Annotated in this window: 19 protein-coding genes; 14 read left to right on the top strand and 5 right to left on the bottom strand. The window is 47.2% G+C overall.

Annotated features, from left to right (window positions below; all coding sequences use genetic code 11):
- Genes ICN30_RS07570 through ICN30_RS07555 form a run of 4 tightly spaced genes read right to left on the bottom strand, consistent with a single transcriptional unit; the run spans position 1 to position 4,669 of the window.
- Positions 1-798 (bottom strand): phosphatase PAP2 family protein, encoded by a 798-nt coding sequence (locus ICN30_RS07570; RefSeq protein WP_216274510.1) that lies wholly within the window; start codon positions 796-798, stop codon positions 1-3.
- 5 nt (positions 799-803) lie between these two features.
- Complete coding sequence (locus ICN30_RS07565) at positions 804-2,063, bottom strand: glycosyltransferase family 9 protein (RefSeq protein ID WP_216274508.1); 1,260 nt, start codon at positions 2,061-2,063, stop codon at positions 804-806.
- A 17-nt stretch (positions 2,064-2,080) separates the two neighbouring features.
- Entirely contained in the window at positions 2,081-3,124 is a 1,044-nt protein-coding gene (locus tag ICN30_RS07560; RefSeq protein ID WP_216274506.1) for a lysylphosphatidylglycerol synthase transmembrane domain-containing protein, read from the bottom strand.
- Between the two features lie 48 nt (positions 3,125-3,172).
- Positions 3,173-4,669, bottom strand: a complete 1,497-nt coding sequence (locus ICN30_RS07555; protein WP_216274504.1) for a glycosyltransferase family 39 protein — start codon at positions 4,667-4,669, stop codon at positions 3,173-3,175.
- 47 nt (positions 4,670-4,716) lie between these two features.
- Here ICN30_RS07555 and ICN30_RS07550 point away from each other — a divergent pair, with 47 nt between their 5' ends.
- Entirely contained in the window at positions 4,717-5,523 is an 807-nt protein-coding gene (locus ICN30_RS07550; protein ID WP_216274502.1) for a DUF3047 domain-containing protein, read from the top strand.
- Position 5,524: 1 nt separating this feature from the next.
- Here ICN30_RS07550 and ICN30_RS07545 read toward each other — a convergent pair whose 3' ends face one another.
- Entirely contained in the window at positions 5,525-7,813 is a 2,289-nt protein-coding gene (locus ICN30_RS07545; protein WP_216274499.1) for a cation-translocating P-type ATPase, read from the bottom strand.
- A gap of 73 nt (positions 7,814-7,886) precedes the next feature.
- On the opposite strand from ICN30_RS07545, the gene ICN30_RS07540 reads away from it, so the two are divergent.
- From ICN30_RS07540 to ICN30_RS07480, 13 genes are all read left to right on the top strand, one after another.
- A complete protein-coding gene (locus ICN30_RS07540) occupies positions 7,887-8,081 on the top strand; it encodes a heavy-metal-associated domain-containing protein (RefSeq protein WP_215333449.1) in 195 nt (64 codons plus the stop codon).
- Between the two features lie 67 nt (positions 8,082-8,148).
- Complete coding sequence (locus tag ICN30_RS07535; RefSeq protein ID WP_216180691.1) at positions 8,149-8,796, top strand: DUF47 domain-containing protein; 648 nt, start codon at positions 8,149-8,151, stop codon at positions 8,794-8,796.
- Positions 8,797-8,807: 11 nt separating this feature from the next.
- On the top strand, positions 8,808-9,818 hold the full coding sequence (locus ICN30_RS07530) for an inorganic phosphate transporter (RefSeq protein WP_216274497.1): 1,011 nt from the start codon (positions 8,808-8,810) through the stop codon (positions 9,816-9,818).
- A gap of 140 nt (positions 9,819-9,958) precedes the next feature.
- The gene (gene apbC, locus ICN30_RS07525; protein WP_216863410.1) at positions 9,959-11,053 is read left to right on the top strand and encodes an iron-sulfur cluster carrier protein ApbC; all 1,095 of its coding nucleotides are present in this window, start codon (positions 9,959-9,961) and stop codon (positions 11,051-11,053) included.
- A gap of 24 nt (positions 11,054-11,077) precedes the next feature.
- Positions 11,078-11,599: a DUF3305 domain-containing protein gene (locus ICN30_RS07520; RefSeq protein WP_370626613.1), complete on the top strand. Its 522-nt coding sequence runs from the start codon at positions 11,078-11,080 to the stop codon at positions 11,597-11,599.
- Positions 11,599-12,159 (top strand): DUF3306 domain-containing protein, encoded by a 561-nt coding sequence (locus ICN30_RS07515; protein WP_216274493.1) that lies wholly within the window; start codon positions 11,599-11,601, stop codon positions 12,157-12,159. The genes ICN30_RS07520 and ICN30_RS07515 overlap by 1 nt, the downstream gene beginning before the upstream one ends.
- A 10-nt stretch (positions 12,160-12,169) precedes the next feature.
- The gene (locus tag ICN30_RS07510; protein WP_216274491.1) at positions 12,170-14,260 is read left to right on the top strand and encodes a 4Fe-4S binding protein; all 2,091 of its coding nucleotides are present in this window, start codon (positions 12,170-12,172) and stop codon (positions 14,258-14,260) included.
- A complete protein-coding gene (locus ICN30_RS07505; RefSeq protein WP_216274488.1) occupies positions 14,257-14,901 on the top strand; it encodes a molecular chaperone in 645 nt (214 codons plus the stop codon). The genes ICN30_RS07510 and ICN30_RS07505 overlap by 4 nt, the downstream gene beginning before the upstream one ends.
- Positions 14,902-15,017: 116 nt before the next feature.
- Complete coding sequence (locus ICN30_RS07500) at positions 15,018-15,239, top strand: formate dehydrogenase (protein WP_216274487.1); 222 nt, start codon at positions 15,018-15,020, stop codon at positions 15,237-15,239.
- A gap of 62 nt (positions 15,240-15,301) precedes the next feature.
- Positions 15,302-18,286: a formate dehydrogenase subunit alpha gene (locus ICN30_RS07495; RefSeq protein WP_216274485.1), complete on the top strand. Its 2,985-nt coding sequence runs from the start codon at positions 15,302-15,304 to the stop codon at positions 18,284-18,286.
- 27 nt (positions 18,287-18,313) lie between these two features.
- Positions 18,314-18,973: a formate dehydrogenase FDH3 subunit beta gene (fdh3B, locus tag ICN30_RS07490; RefSeq protein WP_015421360.1), complete on the top strand. Its 660-nt coding sequence runs from the start codon at positions 18,314-18,316 to the stop codon at positions 18,971-18,973.
- Complete coding sequence (locus tag ICN30_RS07485) at positions 18,970-19,206, top strand: hypothetical protein (RefSeq protein WP_216274483.1); 237 nt, start codon at positions 18,970-18,972, stop codon at positions 19,204-19,206. The genes fdh3B and ICN30_RS07485 overlap by 4 nt, the downstream gene beginning before the upstream one ends.
- A gap of 47 nt (positions 19,207-19,253) precedes the next feature.
- Positions 19,254-20,309, top strand: coding sequence for a formate dehydrogenase subunit gamma (locus ICN30_RS07480; RefSeq protein WP_216274481.1), 1,056 nt, complete (start codon positions 19,254-19,256; stop codon positions 20,307-20,309).
- Positions 20,310-20,311 lie beyond the last annotated feature (2 nt).

Raw genomic sequence — 20,311 nt, 5'->3', positions numbered from 1 at the left:
TTAAATGCCTCTAGGTTTTTGCGCTTTAATAAATAAAGCCAGGGTGATGCTAATTAATGCTGCACAAGCATATTGCAAAGATTGATTGAGTTCTGAGTCTAGGGTTTTGGTCAAAAGTACATAGATCGTCGCAAGGCCGCCGAGAGCAAGTAAGCGAGACCCGATCTTATTGGGTGCTAGCTGCGCATCTGGAATTAATCCGGCTAATATTGCCCCAAGCATGCCCGACCAAATTCCAATGGCGCAGCCGGCTAAAACATCTGTAAGCCAGTGAGCGCCAAGTGCATTGCGAGAGATGCCGGCAAAGCTTGCAATGATGAAGAGCCACCATAAAGAGCTTCTTTTTTCTCGATCGCTAGCAAAGTAGATTCCAGAAACTACTGCAAAAGCAGTGAGTGTATGCCCCGATGGCATTGACCTATGTAATAAAGGCTCGCCGATGCGATAAAAATCTTCTAAGGCCAGCACTCCAGCAGGGCGAGGGAGGGCTAAAAAGGGTTTGATAATTTGACTAATTGCCCCGCCAATCAGGGATGCCAATAGTCCGGCACTCAGTAATCGAGGCGCCAGTACTAAAAGCGGAAAACACAAGGCAAAGATTCCCCAGCCATTACCAATGAAAGTAAGCCAAGCCCAAAGAGTGTCCGGGAGAATCTGGGTATAGCGATTGATGAACAAAAACGTCGGAGTTTGTAGTTCACCAAAGTAAATGGCAATTGCAAGACCAAGTGGCAGAAGGGGGATAAACCACGCCCAAAGAGAGGCAACTGCTAAAGCTGATTTGCGCTGCTCAGTCATGCGAATTAACGTGCTCGCTCTTGATCGGCTTCATTCAATTGATGCACCATTTTCTCGAGCACTTGAGGGACTGTAATTGCTTGCATGCAGACATTGTCATGACAGGGTGTCTTGCGATGATTGGCTGCGCTGACACAGGGAGAGCACGCCAAGTTAGCTGTAATCGAAATCGACTTACCAACAGAGCCATAGAGTGCCGGAGTCTCTGGTCCAAACAGGACAACGGTACGCAATGGAGTAACGGCGGAGAAGTGGCCTGGCCCAGAATCGTTAGTCACCATCACATCAGATAGTGTGTAGAGGGGTGGTAGTTCTGCGAAGCTAACTTGACCGGCAAAGTTCAGGGCATTTTTAACATCAGCAACAGCGCGTACTTTTTCAACATACTCAAACTCGGCTGGGGAACCAGTAATCAGAATGAGGTCATTTGGGTAGCGTTGATTTAATCCCTGAATGAGTTCGGAGAAACGCTGCTGTGCCCAACGTCTTTGCGGCAATAAGTCACTTGCATTGGGATTTACCAAAATGAGACGTTGCTGACCTTGCTTAAATTCAATACCAGCTTCTGCGGCAAGCTTCTCAATACGTTCACGTACTTTGCTTAGCGCTGTGGGATCAATTACCGCCTGCTCTAAGCGAACTTCTGAATCCGCAATATGAATTTTGCTAAATGGCACTTCAATCTCTTTGGCAAATGCCGCATGAATAAGAGAAAGAAAATTCTTGGTAATGTGGATATGCGGGTTGTAATGCACTTTGCGAGTCAGCATAAAGCCACGCCACAAGCCTTCACCATGAAAGATGTGATAACCCACACGGCGACGCGCACCGCAGAGGCCGGTTAGTAGAGCAGTGAAGCGGGAGAACAACTCCAAATCAATAACGGTATCGATGCGATGCTTGCGTGCTACGAGTAAGAATTTGACCGTATCTTTAATGAGGCCGCCCAAGCTTGAAGAGTCAATCGTAAAAATGTTTTCTGGCTTGACAGTATTTAATAGGGTGAGGCTGGCACGATTACTCTTAAAGATCAGGAAAAATAATTCGGCGCCACGAGCCTGTGCATTTCGCATGGCTGGGTCAACTAAGATTGCGCTTCCCATTTCTGATAACTCAATAAAGAGGAGTTTGCGTGGCGCATCTGAACCACGACTAAAGATATTCTTGATGCCATCAATCAGAGCGACTATTGGACTTGCTGCTGCGCAGAGTGGCACACCAACCCAGTGGTCGATGGCGCGCATGGTGTTGACGCTAATACTCATAGTGGACTCTAAAAGAATTATTTCCGTTTTAATAAAAAGTAAGCGCCGGGTAGTACTGATAAAACAGTAATGGCGCCATAGCTAATGGATGCTAATACCGTCATGGAGGGACTTACGCCCCACAATGCCAGTACAGAGGAGAGCGTAGCCTCGCGCAAGCCCCAGCCAGAGATGCTGATTGGTAGCATCAACAAAAGGCTTAATGCAGGCAAGCCAATCATGAGGGCTTCAATTGGGGCGTCTACTCCATAGGCCTTTAGGCAGAAAAGCAGGGTCAAAATAGTGAGGGCATGAATGCCAATTGCAAATGCGGCTTGAGCCATATTCATGGGCCAAGAAAAAGCCAGCTTAATACCAGGCAAAGCGTGATTCATTTGCAGGCGATCCAATAACTTTTGCAAGAGATTGCAGCTGGGGCCCCAAGCCAAAATGGCGGCAAGCAATAAACCCGCCAAAATCATGATGCCGGTGACGGCATAACCTAAATCTGTTCCCCAGGCAGCTAAAGTGGCGCCACCCAAAATGAGTCCAAGCCCACCGAGTAAATTGTTTCCAGCCAAGCCAAGTAGTCGGTCGACTAGAACCATGGAAAAACTCAAGCGTAGTTTGGGGGTGGCATGCTCTAAGTCAACAGAGTGATGAAGTTCTTCATCAAGCTCTTTTGCTTCAGTTAATTTGCCACTACTATTTAAATGGGTCGCAGTAATAGCGCGATAGCTATCGCCACCAAGCGTACTCGGTAATCCTTGATTGATAAGTCCACCTGCAAGGTAGAGCGCTACAAAATTGATGAGGCTTCCCTGAAACCCGACTTTGCGCATTAAGAATCCCCAGCGCAATCCACCGCAAATAAATGCTGAGAGCATCATCAAGCCTGCTGCCAAAAACCACCAAGGCTGCATCTGAATTTCAGAGTCTAGGAGTGCGTGCCAGTCAATTCCGCTAGTGGCTTTCCAAAGGAGGGCGACCGATAGCAAAATGCGAATCGTGGGCCAAGCTCGCTTGAGAATTGCTTTCCACCCAGATGTGGCTTTTGGGGTGGTTTGGGGTTGTGAACTCATAGGCGTAAGGATAATGCCTTGAGACCCTAAGGTCTTGAATTTGGGGAATTAACGCGCTACCCCAGCATCCTGCCAGTTACGGCAAAGGCTATAGTCAAATTTGGACAAAACCTGCCCAAAGCGGATGATTTCTAGGTTATCTAAGGGCTCGCATGCTTCAAAGGCCTGATTGCCTCCAATTGGGGGCTTAAATGCCATTCCTGACCAGTTGATTAGCAAGACGCTTGCACCAGCTGGTAATTGCCCAAACCAAAGGTCAAATTGATCCTGTCGTTGATCCAGTACAAAGACTGGGAGTGGTTGTGTATACCAAGCGGCACGACTACCCAAAGTCCAGTTTTGTACTGCGATTCCGTTTGCTTTAGTTGCCACTGCCAATTCAGATGCTTTTTGACCAGCAAGCTTCCATCCATAGAGATCGGCAATCGGGTTGGATTTGATGGCGGCCGTATTAACTCCTCCTGCCAAAACATACCCAAAGCCTAGCAAGCAAATCAGTAACTGCCCAAAAAACAAAATGCGAATTGCCATACGTTGTTGCATAGCCCAGGCCTTGGCTAGACCAATGCCAGCAAATGGCGCCAGACAAAACCAAGCTGGTGTAGTCCAGTGGGGCAGGCTACCACCCCCAGATAGTGCAGCAAAAATGATGAAGGGGATCGCAAAGAAGCTGAGTAAGGCAATGAGAACGGGCTTCTGAGAGTGGAGACAATTCTTGAGAAATGTATAGCTACCTATAAGCAATAGAGGGCCAAAGCAGGCAATCTGAACACCCATAAAAGCGGCAACTCTGCGCCATACCCAAGTGCCACCGCTGCCATGAGCAATTTGATATTTGAATGAGACCCAATCATTCACCCAGTTCCAATACAGTACTGGACTAATCACGAGCAAGGCAATGACTGCAGCTATCCAGAAACCAGCTTTGGTAATCCAGGCTTTTTTGGGTGAAGCTAGGAAAACAAAGAGTAAGGCAAATGCAGTAAATGCAGCGGTGTATTTGCTCAGCCCCGCTAAGCCCAGCAACAAACCGGTGATGATCCAGTCTGCGATGGAGAAGTGATCTTTTCGGGTCCAACGCAAAGCCATCAACATTAAGCCAAGGCTTAAGGGGGTAAGAAGGGTGTCGGGTAAAAGACCAATTGCTAAAACATGGGGTAGTGGCGCTGCAATGATTGCTAAAACAGCCATGAGCCCACACAGGTTGGCTGATGGAAGAGTGGTAGTTAAGTAGCCTGCATTACGCCCCTGAATGAGGCGATGAATTTCTAGCGTGACTTGGTATACCAAGAAAGCAGAAAGCACCCATAGCAGTTCCGGAATAAGACGAATGATCCCCTCGGATGAGGTTATGGCAACTAGTGGCCACTGTATCCAACCCACTAGTGGTGGGTGATCAAAGTAACTCCAAGCAAGATGTTTGGCATATAGAGCGTAATGGGCTTCATCGACAGAAAACTCAATTGAGAAGCCGAGGGCAAAATGCACCACTGCAGCAATGCAGATGCTGATAGCGGCCCAGCTAGAGGGTGATTGATGGCGCATCACCCGATTTTAGACTTAGCACCTCATTCTTTGGGACAATTCAAGAGATGTTTACAAAAAACCGTTTGCGATCCCTGCTGCTTTTGACTGCCGTAGCCACCTTATTGGTAGGCTGCGCTGGCTTTACCGGGAACTCGATCGAGAATGAGGCAGGTCAAGCATTTAATGCTGACCAGTTACCCGCACAAGAGGACTTGCCAAAATTCTCTGCGGAGAAGCCACGAGATGGCATGCCAGAGGGCTGGCATTTCTATCGCATAGCGCCCTACAAAAAGAACACGATTTACCGCCTTGAAAAATACCAAGGCCGTACGGTACTAGCGGCCAATTCTAAAACCTCGGCATCGGGTCTTGCAGTAAAGCTTCGACCGCGCTCTGCACAAAACTTATGGCTTCAGTGGGAATGGAAGGCGGTAGGTGCAATGCCGCAGGCGGACAATGCAGATAGCCAAAGTGACGATGCACCGCTTCGTATCTTGGTGGCATTTGATGGCAATAAATCCAAACTTCCTTTAAAAGAAAAACTTACTTTTGAGATGGCCAGTTTGATTAGTGGCCAAGAGATGCCATATGCCACAGTGATGTATATCTGGTCCGGTAAAAATTCAGTCAACACTGTTTTAAACAATGCGCACACCTCTCGCGTAAAAATGATTGTGGTTGACTCAGGTTGGGATAGCTTAGGTGAGTGGCGAAAGCACGAGCGAGATTTAGCTGCAGACTACAAGTTGGCTTATGGAGAGGCGCCAGGCAATATTATTGGTATTGCATTATTGACTGATACTGACAACACCAAATCAGAAACCCGCGCTCTCTATGGCGACATTGAGTTGGTGCGCAAGAACCCCAAATAACTTAAGCGTGCTTAGGGCGCCAACGCTTGAGAAGTAGGGCGTTACTCAAGACACAGAAGCTAGATAGCGCCATGGCACTGCCAGCTAGCATGGGTGATAAGTAGCCCAGAGCTGCCATCGGAATACCAATCGTATTAAATGCAAACGCCCAAAATAAGTTTTGACGAATCTTGTCCCAAGTCTTTTTGGAGATATCAATTGCATCTGCAACTAAAGTGGGATCGCCACGCATTAGGGTAATGCCAGCAGCTTGCATTGCTACATCCGTACCGGTAGACATTGCCATGCCAACATCTGCCATTGCTAGAGCAGGAGCATCGTTGACTCCATCACCAACCATTGCCACGAAATGTTTTCGACCTTCGGAGTCGGTCTGCAACTTCTGAATAAGCTCCGCTTTATTGCTTGGCATGACTTGAGCAAAGACTTCATCAATGCCGATTGTTTTTCCTACTCGGGTAGCTGCAGCCAAATTATCGCCGGATAACATCACTGTCCGAATATGTAATGTATGAAGTGCATCGACTGCTGATTGAGCATTTGACTTAAGCTCATCCCCAAATGCAATCACAGCAATTGGGGATGGCACTTCACTTCCTTCGCCACTTGCATCAATCAAAACGGAAACAGTCTGCCCTTGCTCAAAACAAGCCTGTGCTTTTTGCAAAGCAATCTCGTGCTGAGAGCTTCCCTCGAGAGAAGCTACGCTCTGCAAGCGCAGCGTCTTACCGGCAAAGAGGCCGGTACTTGGTATACCTTCAATGCCAATACCAGGCAATCCTTTGCTCGATGAAGTCGCAATGGGTATGACACCTTTTGCTTTTGCAGCATCAAGCAAGGCTTTAGCTAAAGGATGTTCACTCCCCAATTGCAAGCCCGCAGCAGTGGCGAGAATTTGCTCCACGTTGGCAAATGATTGATTGAAAGGAAGTAAAGCAAGCATGCGTGGCTTACCAATGGTTAATGTCCCGGTCTTATCAAAAGCAACGATATCGAGTCGGTGTGCCAACTCTAATACCTGCGGATCTTTAATCAGAATGCCAAAGCGTGCAGCTATGCCAGTACCCGCCATGATTGCAGCTGGAGTAGCTAGGCCAAGTGCGCAAGGGCAGGCAATCACTAGAACAGATACGGCACGCAAGATCGCAATGGATACGGAGTCCAAGTAAAGCCAGTTACCGATGCCAGTGATGAGTGCAAGAATAATCACGGTTGGAACGAAGATGGCGCTCACTCGATCCACTAACTTTTGAATCGGCGCCTTTTGAGTTTGCGCCTCTTCTACTAAGTTAATAATTTGTGAGAGTACGCTTTCAACACCAACAGCTTGAGCCAATATCACCAGTGCGCCTTCACCATTTAAAGCGCCCCCAATGACTTTGGAGTCCAATGCTTTCTTAACGGGCTCACTCTCACCAGTAAGAAGAGATTCATCTACATGACTAGCGCCAAACACAATGACGCCATCAACCGGAATGCGTTCACCGGGCAGCACCAAAACCCGATCGCCTGGAAGCACTTGATCTAAAGGTAAGTCGCGGTATTGATCTGTGCCGATACCGCTATTTATTTGTAGATCAACACCAGCACTTAAAACTTTGGCATGTTCTGGCCAAAGCTTTTGTAGGGCGCGAATAGCTTCGCTGGTTTGTTGCTTGGCGCGTGACTCTAACCATTTGCCTAATAAGACCATGCAAATAATGACAGCTGATCCCTCAAAGTAGAGTTCATGTGCGTGACTCGAAGTGAGCAATATATATAGACTGAGTCCGAAGGCGGCACTGGTACCGATTGCTACCAGTAGATCCATATTGCCGGCGCCAGCCATCAAAGATTTGAAGCCCGCCCTATAAAAGCGCCATCCCAAGATAAATTGCACTGGAGTAGCCAAAGCCAGCTGCCACCAGCCCGATAAAGACCAATGAATGCCAAAAGGCATTAAGAACATCGGTAAAAAGAGGGGGGCGGAAAGCAAGAAGCTTAGGATGACGCGACCCAAGCCGTCAGCAGCCCAAAATGACTTGGCATTTTTCTGATCCAAATTGCCTCGAGCTGAACTCTCTTTGGCCTCGTAGCCCGTCTTTTTAACTAGCGCGATGATCTCAGCTAGGCTAGAGGAGCCACGTTTTACCCGAACCCTCGCCTGCTCAGTGGCTAAATTGACGGTGGCTGCCTCAACCCCAGGAATCTTATCCAAAGCTTTTTCAACCCGACTGACGCACGAGGCGCAAGTCATTCCGCCGATATCGAGGCTAAAAAACTCTGAATTACTGGATTCTGTGGGGGTCATGTAGAAGATAATCTACTTCAAGATGAAAAAAAGCCATCAACAACCGTATTTTGACAATTTTTAAGGAGTAACTATGTTTACGCTTAAGGTATCAGGAATGACTTGTGGTGGCTGTATTAATGCCGTAACGCGAGCCGTTCAGGCCCAAGACCCCCAGGCTCAGGTTCAGGCGGACTTGGCGACCCAGCTAGTGACGCTTGAAACAACTCTTTCCCCTGAATTGGCCGCTGGGCTTATAACAGAAGCCGGATTTCCAGTATCGAATTAAGGCATTGTTTAGAATGAGGCTGCCTTATTAAATCTCGCAGCTTTTCGTTTCTAAAGGATCGTGAATTATGTTCTTCAGTAAGTTAATGCCTCACGATGGCAATTTCTTTGAATTGTTTAACGAACATGCTGCGCATATCGTCTCAGCATCCGAATCTTTCCTCAAATTCATCGAGCATTACAACGATGAAGCATTGCGTGCGAAATATACGCAAGAGGTTGATAGCGCTGAACATGCTTGCGATGATGTGGTGAAAGAGGTGCACCGCCGCCTCCACAAGACTTTTATTACCCCGATTGATCGCGATCAGATTTTTGACCTAATCAACACCATGGATGACGTTGCTGATTTGATTCAGAACGGCACCGAAGCAATGCATCTCTATAACGTCAAACAAATGACCGATGAGATGCTGCATATGGCGGAGCTCTGCAACCAATGCTGTATTGGTATGAAAAACGCTGTAGGCATGCTCAAAGATATTTCGGACCCTGAAGTTGCTAAGGCAGCTTTAAAGACTTGTGATGAGATTGATCATTTGGAGTCTGGCGCAGACCGCTTACTCTCAACCGCAATTACTAAATTATTCCGCGAAGATATCGAAGTGCGCGAGCTGATCAAGTTGCAGCGTATTTATGAGTTACTCGAAGAAGTTACCGATAAATGTGAAGACGTTGCCAATTTGGTTGAAGGCATCGTTCTTGAAAATTCTTAAGGTTAAATAAGTTGGCCTCAATAGAAGTCGCATTTTGGGTAGTAGCGCTTTTAGTAGCGCTAGCCTTGGCATTCGATTTCATGAATGGATTTCATGATGCCGCCAACTCGATTGCTACCGTTGTATCTACTGGGGTGCTTAAGCCTCAGCAGGCAGTGGTATTCGCCGCTTTCTTTAACTTCCTGGCAATCTTCATTTTCCATCTCAGCGTTGCCGCTACGGTAGGTAAGGGGATTGTTCATCCTGCCGCAGTAGATTTGCATGTGATCTTTGGGGCTCTGGTGGGCGCCATCATCTGGAATGTGATTACTTGGTATTACGGCATTCCTTCAAGCTCTTCCCATGCGCTGATTGGTGGTCTCGTTGGGGCGGCTTTGCCTAAGGCTGGCGTTGATGGTTTGGTGTGGTCAGGAATCATCAAGACCGTATCCTTTATCTTTATCTCGCCTTTGGTGGGCTTCTTATTGGGTTCACTAATGATGTTGTTGGTGGCTTGGGTTTGTCGCAACGCCAACCTTTCAAAAACAGATCGCTGGTTTAGACGCTTACAGTTAGTTTCCGCAAGCGCATACAGCTTGGGTCATGGCGGTAACGATGCCCAGAAGACTATCGGCATTATTTGGCTCTTGCTGATCATCACCGGTTATGCGGAAGCGGGCGCCAGTATGCCGCCTACTTGGACGATTATTTCTTGCTACATCGCAATTGCGATGGGTACGATGTTTGGTGGTTGGCGCATTGTTAAAACTATGGGTCAGAAGTTGACTAAGCTCAAACCTGTCGGTGGTTTCTGTGCCGAGACAGGTGGGGCAATCACCTTATTCATGGCAACGGCTCTTGGGGTTCCGGTATCTACTACCCACACAATCACTGGGGCTATTGTTGGTGTTGGCTCAACTCAACGCGCTAGCGCAGTTCGTTGGGGGGTTGCTGGCAATATCGTTTGGGCCTGGATCTTTACTATTCCTGCTACTGCCTTGATGTCTATGGCGGTTTACTACCTGAGCCTCCTTATTTTTTAAGTCGGTCCAACGAGATTTCCCAATCTCGTTTTAAGCAATTTTTTGCATGTGCGGTTAATCTACCCACTATTCCATTCTTTGTAATACCTCCCAATTGACTTTATTGGGATTCCCTTGCGGGATTGTTCTTTTTCTAGGAGATGTCGGTGGCGCTTACTGTAGAGGCTGTGCAAGCAGCATTAAAGGGTTTAATTGACCCAAATACACAAATCGACTTTGTGTCGGCAAAGAGCGTCAAAAATCTAAAAGTAGATGGCGGCGATATTAGTCTAGATATCGTTTTGGGCTATCCAGCAAAAAGTCAGTTTGATGTTATTCGTAAATCCGTGATTGCAGTGCTGCGTGAATTGCCTGATGTGAAAAATGTTAGCGTCAATGTCAGCAGTCAAATCGTTGCGCATGCTGTTCAGCGCGGCGTCAAGCTATTACCGAATGTAAAAAATATCATCGCTGTTGCCAGCGGTAAGGGCGGGGTCGGAAAGTCCACTACCGCAGTTAACCTGGCTTTAGCTTTAGCGGCTGAAGGTGCGCAGGTCGGTATGTTGGATGCGGATATTTACGGACCTAGTCAGCCAATGATGCTGGGTATCACTGGCAGACCAGAATCCATTGAAGAAAACACGATGGAGCCAATGGAAGGTCACGGCCTTCAGGCAAGCTCAATTGGTTTCTTGATCGATGATGATGCGCCAATGGTGTGGCGTGGTCCGATGGTGACGTCTGCTTTAGAGCAATTACTGCGTCAAACCCGTTGGCGTGATCTTGATTACCTGATTGTGGATATGCCTCCTGGTACCGGTGATATTCAGTTAACGCTGGCTCAAAAGGTGCCTGTGACCGGCGCAGTCATTGTGACCACCCCTCAAGACATTGCTTTGCTCGATGCGCGTAAGGGCTTAAAAATGTTTGAGAAGGTTGGTGTACCGATCGTGGGCATCATCGAAAATATGAGCACCTACGTCTGCCCAAGTTGCGGTCATGAGGAGCATGTGTTCGGTACCGGCGGTGGCCAAAAGATGTGCAAAGAATATGGCGTTGATTTCTTGGGTGACTTACCTCTGAATTTATCGATTCGTGAGCAAGCAGATGCGGGTCGTCCAACAGTAGTAGCTGACCCTGATGGCGCTATCAGTGCAATTTATAAAACGATTGCAAGGCGAGTGGCCATTAAGGTTGCAGCGCTTTCAAAAGACATGAGCAGTAAATTTCCTAACATCGTGGTTCAAAATACCTGAGGCCTTATGCGTTTTGCAGTGCTCATGCGTAAGCAGTCTGTTGATAACCCCTGGGTTTCCTTTCGTTGGGCGCCTCAAGAGGTGATGCCAGACTTCGGGCAATTTACCAACGCAGTCAGCGCAGAGAACAAAATTATTGGGCAGTTTTTAGGGCGCGATGATCAAGGTGAGTCTTGGTTGTTTACTGGCTACGAGCTCAATCTTTTCCCAGATGAGGCCGAGGGCTACTACCTTAACCTCTCTGCTGTTCAGCCTTGTTGGTTTGTGATGTGGCGCCTAGAAGAGGATATTGAGCGCTACGTGGACGCTCAATCTATTGAGTTGGCTAAATCTGAAGCAACCATTGCAGTTCCACATCGCATTTGCGTAAGCTATAACGAAGCAGCGCGCTTGTTGGATGGTGGCGAATCGGTTGATAGCGTTCCCTTGTCTGCGGAACACGCTTCTTGGCTGCAAGAGTTTGTGAATGAAAATTACCGCCCTGAACCTAAGAAGCGTCATCGCCCTGAATCATTCAAGGGTGCTAATCGTGGGACGGAGGATTGATGGCTGGCGGATTTCTAAATCGTTGGTCGCGTCTGAAGTCTGGGGAGAACCTAGAGCCTGAGAAAAAAGTAGTCGAGCAGACCAAGCCTGAGTTAACAAGCTCTCCTGAATTAAAGCAGGAGCCTGCTGACACTAAAGAACTTACGCCTTCGGCAACATTAGAGGACGTAGAAAAGATCGATCGATTTGCTCCTGACTTCTCTGCTTTTATGAAGCCAGATGTGGATCCTGCAGTTCAGCAAGCCGCCATGAAAAAGATGTTCTCCGATCCGCACTTCAATGTAATGGATGGCCTGGATATCTATATTGATGATTACTCTAAGCCGGATCCAATTCCTCTGGAAATGCTCAAGCGCATGGTGCAATCGGACATGCTCAACATTTTCCGTAAAGATAGCGACGATGAAACCCCGGTCGCCCAAACTACCGCTAATAAAGAATCTGAATCGGAAGAGCAGGCTTTACCCCTAAGTCCACAGACTGATTTAACATCCACACCAGCAGCTATTCAGGAAACGGGAGATAAAGACCCCGTACCCGTGGATAAGAAAACCAGTTAAGAAGAAATCAATGAGTCAAAAATTAGTCTGTAATTGCAACGGAACCATGCCTTTGGATTCAAAGGCCCTGGGCGTCACCATGCACACCTCCTTATGTAGGCAGGAAATTGGCTCAGTCATTAAGGCATTTGATGGCAGTGACTCTATCGTGATCGCCTGCACTCAAGAGCGCGCTTTATTTGGTGAGTTGGCCGAGCAATCAGAAAAGCCTTTGGTAGCGCCATTACGCTTCGTCAATATTCGTGAAGTAGCTGGTTGGACGCAAGAGGCTAAAGCCTCTACACCGAAGATCGCAGCATTGCTTGCCTTGGCTGATATGCCAGAGGCAGAGCCGGTACCCGTAGTGAATTATGAAAGCCAAGGTCGCTTACTGATTGTTGGCCCTGGAGACCAAGCTTTGCCTTGGGCTGACAAGCTCAGCGACTCTCTCGACGTATCTGTTTTATGTACAGAACCGGGCGCATTGCCGATTGCAAGAAACTTCCCGATCTATTCGGGCGAAGTGCTTAAGTTAGATGGTTATCTGGGTAAATTTTCTGTCGACTGGAATTTGCAAAACCCGATCGATCCTGAGATGTGCACTCGTTGTGGCGCCTGTGTTGAGGTTTGCCCAGAAGGTGCAATTGATGATTCATTCCAGATTGACCTGGATAAATGTAAATCCCACCGCGCTTGTGTCACAGCCTGCGCTGGTATTGGCGCTATTAATTTTGATCGAGTAGAGCGTCAGCGTAATGCTGAGTTTGATTTGATTATGGATTTGCGAGCTGATCCGAAGATGCGCATGAGTCAAACACCACAAGGTTATTTTGCTCCCGGGAAAGATCCGCTTGAGCAAGCCTTGGTTGCAAATGAATTATTGGGCTTAGTTGGTGAATTTGAAAAGCCTAAATACTTTTCCTATACCGAAAAGATTTGCGCGCATGGCCGTAATGGCAAAGTAGGGTGCAGTGCTTGTATCGATGTCTGCTCTACAGGCGCCATCTCCTCCTTGTTTAAGAATGGACAGGGTACTGTAGAAGTTAATCCTAATTTATGTATGGGCTGTGGAGCTTGCTCAACGGTTTGTCCATCAGGTGCGATGCGCTACAACTATCCAAGCGTCAGTCACCAAGGCAAAGAGATTAAAACTCTCGCGAATGTATTTGCTGCCGAGAGCACTAAGATCAAACAGGTGCAAGCGCCTGCCTTGCTGTTGCATACGCTTAAGGCTGGTACTCAAGCTATAGATTCTCTAGGGCGCTTGGCCCATTTAAGACCAAAGCAGTTTGAGGGATTGCCATCTTTCGTATTGCCTTATGGAATCGAGCACATTGCTTCCACTGGCCTGGATTTATGGCTTGGTGCAATCGCCTATGGTTTTGGTGAGGTCATTTTGTTGCTCACTGGCGATGAAGATCCCGCTTATCGCGCCGCATTAGAAACGCAAGTTGATTTGGGTAATGCAATTTTGGTGGCGTATGGATTTGATGCCAGACTTTCACTAATACATCTCACTTCCGCCGATGATCTGCAGCCCGTATCCGCAGCAATGGGTAAGCTGCGTCAGCGTGGCGCTCTGCAGGCAATTTGTTCGCCCGCCAGTTTTGGTCTTGGTAATCAAAAACGCGAAACCATTGAAATGGTTTTAGAGCACTTCCAAAAGCAAGCTAAAGCACCGCTTCCAGCAGGTGGCGCTGCATTGCCAAAATCCTCATTCTTAGGTGGCCTCAATATCAACAAAGATGCCTGCACCCTGTGCATGTCTTGCGTAGGCAGCTGTCCAGAAGGTGCTTTGCTCGATAACTTAGACGAGCCGAAGCTTTCCTTTATTGAGAAGCAATGCGTTCAGTGCGGTATCTGCGTTCAAACTTGCCCAGAGCAAGCCCTGTCATTGGCACCGCGTTTACAGACTGTTGAAGAGCGTAAGCAGAAGGTAGAGCTCAACGAGACTAAGCCTTTCCATTGCATCAGCTGTGGCAAGGTCTTTGGAACGGCGAAGATGGTGGATTTGATGTTGGTAAAGCTGGGTGCCCATGGCGCCTTTGCTGGAGCAGCTTTAGATAGACTCAAGATGTGTGGCGATTGTCGCGTTGTCGATATGGTGAAAAAAGAAATATGAGCGAGCAGATAAAAGAGAGCACCTCAACTGAGGTCGGTGATGTAGGGCTGCCAGAAGATTTGGCTAGAGCCGATCTATACGGCTTGATTGCTAGGTTTTTTCATCAACCGCCAGATCAGGAGTTATTGGATCAAATAGCCGCCTCTATTCCAGATGGGCAGGAGAGTCAGCCTGATGATGCACCGCTAGCTAAGGTTTGGAATAGCGTGGTCGAAGTTGCCAAGAACAACCCTGCCAAAGCATGGCATGAGGAATTTGACCGCAACTTCATCAGCGTAGGGCGCCCCAATGTCATTCTGAATGGCTCTTTTTATATGGCAGGTCATTTAAATGAAAAGCCGTTAGTTGAAATTCGTCGTGCCTTAGACACCTTTGGCTTGGAGTCGGCCGAGGAGGTTACGGAAACTGAGGATCATTTATCGGCGCTATGTGAAGTGATGCGTTACCTCATAGCAGGGGACGACGTTGAAATCTCAAACTTGACCAATCAAAGGATTTTCTTCAACGACCATATCCGTCCTTGGTATGACGAATTGTGCGATGCAATAGAAGGCATTCCAGATATGCATCTTTACCATCCGATTGCTGCATTAACTAGAGAGTTCCTTGCTATTGAAGGTCAGAGTTTTGACATGATTTGATGTTGCATTGCACAAGATGAAAACCCCTAGAAAAATAAAAATTCCAAATATGCAAAAAATACAATTACCAATTACACTTTGACCTATATCAAATTTGCACTAAATAGGAGCATGCGATGAGCACTAAATCCGTAACTACAGTAAACGAAGAAAACCAACCTTCTCGTAGAAAGTTCTTCATCGGAGCGGGCGCCACTGTCGGTGCTGTTGCTGTTGCTTCGCAAACATCCATTGGTAAGGCAGTGATTCAGGAAATCGGTAGCACTGTTCAAGGCAAGGATGACGGTTATCAGTTATCTGCGCATATTCGTAAGTACTACGAAACCACCATGCTTTAAACCCAGTTGTGAATGAAGTCGTTTCCAAATAATTAAATAAAAATATTTTTCAGGGACAACATATGAGTCTGACTCGTAAATCCAATACCCCACAGAGCGGCCGCTCTACACCTGCATCACGCCTCATCGGTAGCTTGTCACGTGGACTTCAGTCTGCTGTGCCAACGATGGATCGTCGTACCTTCCTCAAGCGCTCTGGCGTAGGCGTTGGTGCTGGTATCGCAGCAAGCCAATTGAGCTTAGTCCAAAAGGCCTCAGCAGAACAAAGCAAGGCAATGTTGGATGGCAAGGGTAAGATTGAAGTTAAGAGAACAATTTGTACTCATTGCTCTGTAGGTTGCGCAACTGACGCTACTGTTGAGAACGGTGTTTGGGTTCGTCAAGATTCAGCGTTTGATTCCCCGATTAACTTGGGTGCTTACTGTGCTAAGGGCGCATCTCTGCGTGAGCATGGACATGGGGATTTTCGTCTTCGTTACCCAATGAAATTGGTTGATGGCAAGTACCAAAGAATTTCTTGGGACCAAGCTTTAACTGAAATCACAGCGCAGATGAAAGATTTGCGTAGCAAGTACAGCCCAGATTCACTTTTCTTTATTGGCTCTTCTAAGCACAATAATGAGCAAGCTTATTTAATGCGTAAGTGGGTTTCTTTCTTTGGAACCAACAACACAGACCATCAAGCACGTATCTGTCACTCCACAACAGTTGCCGGTGTTGCAAACACTTGGGGCTATGGTGCGATGACCAATAGCTACAACGACATGATGAACGCCAAAGCGGCTTTGTACATTGGATCTAACGCTGCAGAAGCGCACCCAGTGTCTATGCTCAGCTTGTTGCATGCAAAAGAAAATGGTTGCAAGGTGATCGTGGTCGACCCACGCTACACCCGTACTGCAGCCAAGTCTGATCAGTATGTTCGTATCCGTTCTGGTACTGATATTCCTTTCTTGTTTGGTGTTCTGTATCACATCTTCAACAATGGTTGGGAAGATAAGAAGTACATCAACGACCGTGTATACGGCATGGATGAGATCCGCAAAGAAGTCATGGAGAAGTGGACTCCTAAGAATGTAGAAGAGGCTTGTGGTGTTCCAGAAGCGCAGATGTACAAAGTTGCTGAAACCATGGCGAAGAATCGCCCAAGCACTTTGGTCTGGTGTATGGGTCAAACACAGCACACCATTGGTAATGCCATGGTTCGTGCATCTTGCATCCTGCAATTGGCTTTAGGCAACATCGGCAAGTCCGGTGGTGGCGCAAACATTTTCCGTGGTCACGATAACGTTCAAGGTGCAACTGACGTTGGTCCTAACCCAGACTCATTGCCTGGCTACTATGGCCTTGCAGCAGGTTCATGGAAACACTTTGCAACAGTATGGGGTGTTGACTACGAGTGGATCAAAGGTCGCTACGCACCAGACATGATGGAGAAGTCTGGCACAACGGTTTCTCGTTGGGTTGATGCAGTGCTTGAAAAGAATGACATGATTGATCAACAAACCAATGTCAAAGGTTTGTTCTTCTGGGGTCATGCTCCAAACTCACAAACTCGCGGCTTGGATATGAAGCGCGCGATGGATAAGTTGGATTTATTGGTTGTTGTTGATCCTTACCCAAGTGCTACTGCCGCAATGGCAGCAATGCCACCTGCTGAAGGTCAGACAGTAAACAAAAATCGTAATGTTTACTTATTGCCAGCTACAACTCAATTTGAAACAACAGGTTCAGCTACTGCCTCAAACCGCTCATTGCAGTGGCGCGAGAAAGTGATTGATCCATTGTTTGAGTCTGTACCTGACCATGTGATCATGCAGGCATTTGCTGATCGCCTTGGTTTCGGTGAAGAGCTTTCTAAGAACTACAAGATGCTCAATTCCAAATTTGCTGGTAAGCAATGGAGGGAGCCTGAAATTGAATCCATCTTGCGCGAGATTAATCGTTCGGTATGGACAATTGGTTATACCGGTCAAACCCCTGAGCGTTTGAAGGCTCACATGAGAATGGCGGGCGTATTTGATCCGAAGACATTGAAGTCACGCGGTGGCGTTGATCCAGTAACTGGTTACGACACAACGGGCGATTACTACGGCTTGCCTTGGCCTTGCTACGGTACTGCCGCTATTAAGCACCCAGGTTCACCAAACCTCTATGACACTAGCAAGAGCGTCATGGAAGGTGGCGGAAATTTCCGCGCGAACTTCGGCGTGGAAAAAGACGGTAAGAATTTGTTGGCTGAAGATGGCTCTTACTCTAAGGGTTCAGCAATCACCACAGGCTATCCTGAATTTGATCACGTATTCGTGAAAAAACTCGGCTGGTGGAATCAGTTGACCGAGGAAGAGCAAAAGCTTGCAGAAGGTAAGAACTGGAAGACCGACTTATCTGGTGGTATCCAGCGCGTAGTAATGAAAAACGGTTGCCATCCATTTGGTAATGCAAAAGCACGCGCAGTGGTGTGGAACTTCCCAGATGCTATTCCAACTCACCGTGAAGCGCTCTACAGTACCAATGAGCCAATGATGCGTAAGTACCCAACATCTGCGGATAAGAAGAATTTCTGGCGCTTGCCAACTCTCTTCAAAACAGTTCAGGATAAGAACTTGAATGAGAAGCTCTATGAGAAGTTCCCAATCATTCTGACTTCCGGTCGATTGGTTGAGTACGAAGGTGGAGGAGACGAAACCCGTTCCAACCCATGGTTGGCTGAGTTGCAACAAGAAAACTTTGTGGAGATCAATCCAAAGGCCGCTGAAGACCGTGGCATTAAGAATTGGGATTACGTATGGGTTAAGTCACCAACAGGCGCCAAGATCAAAGTGCGTGCATTGGTAACCCCACGTGTTGATCAAGGCACTGCATTCGTACCATTCCACTTTGCTGGCTGGTGGCAAGGCAACGACTTGCGCAAATATTACCCAGAGGGCGCTGCCCCAGTAGTTCTTGGTGAAGCGGTTAATACTGCAACAACCTACGGCTACGACCAGGTAACAATGATGCAAGAAACCAAAACCACCATGTGCCAAATCGAAAAATTTGCCTAAGTTAAAAAATACAGTCAGGAGAACATCATGGCAAGAATGAAATTTATTTGCGATACAGAGCGATGCATTGAGTGCAACGGCTGTGTCACAGCTTGTAAAAACGATAACGAGGTACCTTGGGGCATTACTCGCCGCCGCGTTGTAACGGTGAATGACGGCGTGATTGGCCAAGAGAAGTCTGTCTCAGTTGCTTGTATGCATTGCTCAGATGCGCCTTGTATGGCTGTTTGTCCAGTGGATTGCTTTTACCGCACCGACGAAGGCGTGGTATTGCACGACAAAGATATCTGTATCGGTTGTGGCTACTGCTCTTTTGCTTGCCCATTCGGCGCTCCTCAGTTCCTGAGTCAAGGTGCCTTTGGTTCCCGCAGCAAAATGGATAAGTGCACATTCTGTAGCGGTGGTCCAGAAGCAAATGGTAGCGTTGCTGAGTTTGAGAAATATGGCCGTAACCGCTTGGCTGAAGGTAAGTTGCCTTTATGTGCCGAGATGTGTTCAACCAAAGCATTGATTGGCGGCGATGATGAAGTGATTTCTTCTATTTACGCTAAACGTGTATCAGTACGCGAAGCAAATGGTAGATATCCAAGCAATGAAATATTTGGTTGGTCTACCGCTTATGGTCCTTCAGGTTCCCCTGCGCCTAAACCAACGCCTGCTGACAAAATTCCAGGAGCAAAGTCATGAAATTAAATTTCAAAACTCTCGGCTTATGTTTAGTAGCCGGTGCTTTCTTGGTTGCCTGCTCAGAGCCTCCTGAAATTGCGGCGAAAGCTGCAAAGCGTCCTGATGTGGCTCCTTATATGGGAGCTGACAATGGATTTATGACGAAGGGTTGGACTCCGGGTGATCAGGCTAGTTGGACGGAGGCGATTAACAAGCGCAATCAGAATCAATCTGAGTATTTACGCGTTAAGTGATCAGTTAAACAACAATAAATAAAACGAAAACGTTTAAGGATATTTGTATGAATCGATCATTTTCAAGTGTTAGTCGCTCATGGGTGCTTGCCCTGGGTGTATCACTTAGCTTATTGAGCGGTGTGAGTTTGGCCGAACGCTCGCCAATGCCACCGCTACCAAGCCCGAGCGGCATTGATATTCCTAAGAATCTCAATGCAATTCCTAACGGAACTCAAGCTCAATCGCAGCCAGCTAATACAGCGCCTAAAGAAGGTGCTATTTGGGATACGGCTAACAGCGATCCTTATAACTACGTCAGTATTCCAGACAAAGAGGCGAGTGTGTTGATTCAGCGCTCTGGTCAGCAATGGCGCTTGATTCGTAATGGTGTAATTACTGTTTATGGCGGCTGGTTACTGGCTCTCGCATTCTTTGGCGTGATTGCAATGTATATGTTTAAAGGCCCAATCAAGTTGCACGAGCCTTTGTCTGGTACAAAGATTAAGCGTTTTAATGGCTTTGATCGCTTAACTCACTGGACTATGGCATTTAGCTTTATTGCTCTTGCATTTACCGGTCTTTTGATTTTGTACGGCAAGTTCTTTGCAATGCCGTTGATGGGTGGTGCAGCTTATGGCTCATTCTTGATGCTTTGCAAAAACATCCATAACTTCACAGGCCCATTGTTTACATTAAGTATTGTGATTTTCTTCTTCCTCTTTGTTCGTAAGAACATTTTTGGAGAAGGCGATATGGCTTGGTTAATGTCTTTCGGTGGAATCTTCTCTGGTAAGCATGTACCAGCTGGTTTCTTTAACTTCGGTGAGAAGTTCTGGTTCTGGTTTGGCATGGTATTCCTAGGCTTGATCATTTCTGCCTCAGGATTTGTGCTCGACATGATCGTTCCATTCATGGATATCCAATACTTGCGCGGCACTATGCAGTTGGCCAACATCATTCATAGCTCTGCTGCTATCTTGATGACGGCGATGGCAATGGGTCACATCTACATCGGTACAGTTGGTATGCAGGGTTCAATCGATGGCATGAAGACTGGCTACGTTGATGCAACTTGGGCTAAAGAACACCATGAAATTTGGTACAACAAGATTAATAAATAAGG

Source organism: Polynucleobacter sp. 31A-FELB (genome assembly GCF_018882405.1).
Lineage (GTDB): Bacteria > Pseudomonadota > Gammaproteobacteria > Burkholderiales > Burkholderiaceae > Polynucleobacter.
The sequence above is the reverse complement of the archived record's forward strand: the minus strand, read 5'-3'. Positions and strand labels throughout refer to the sequence as shown.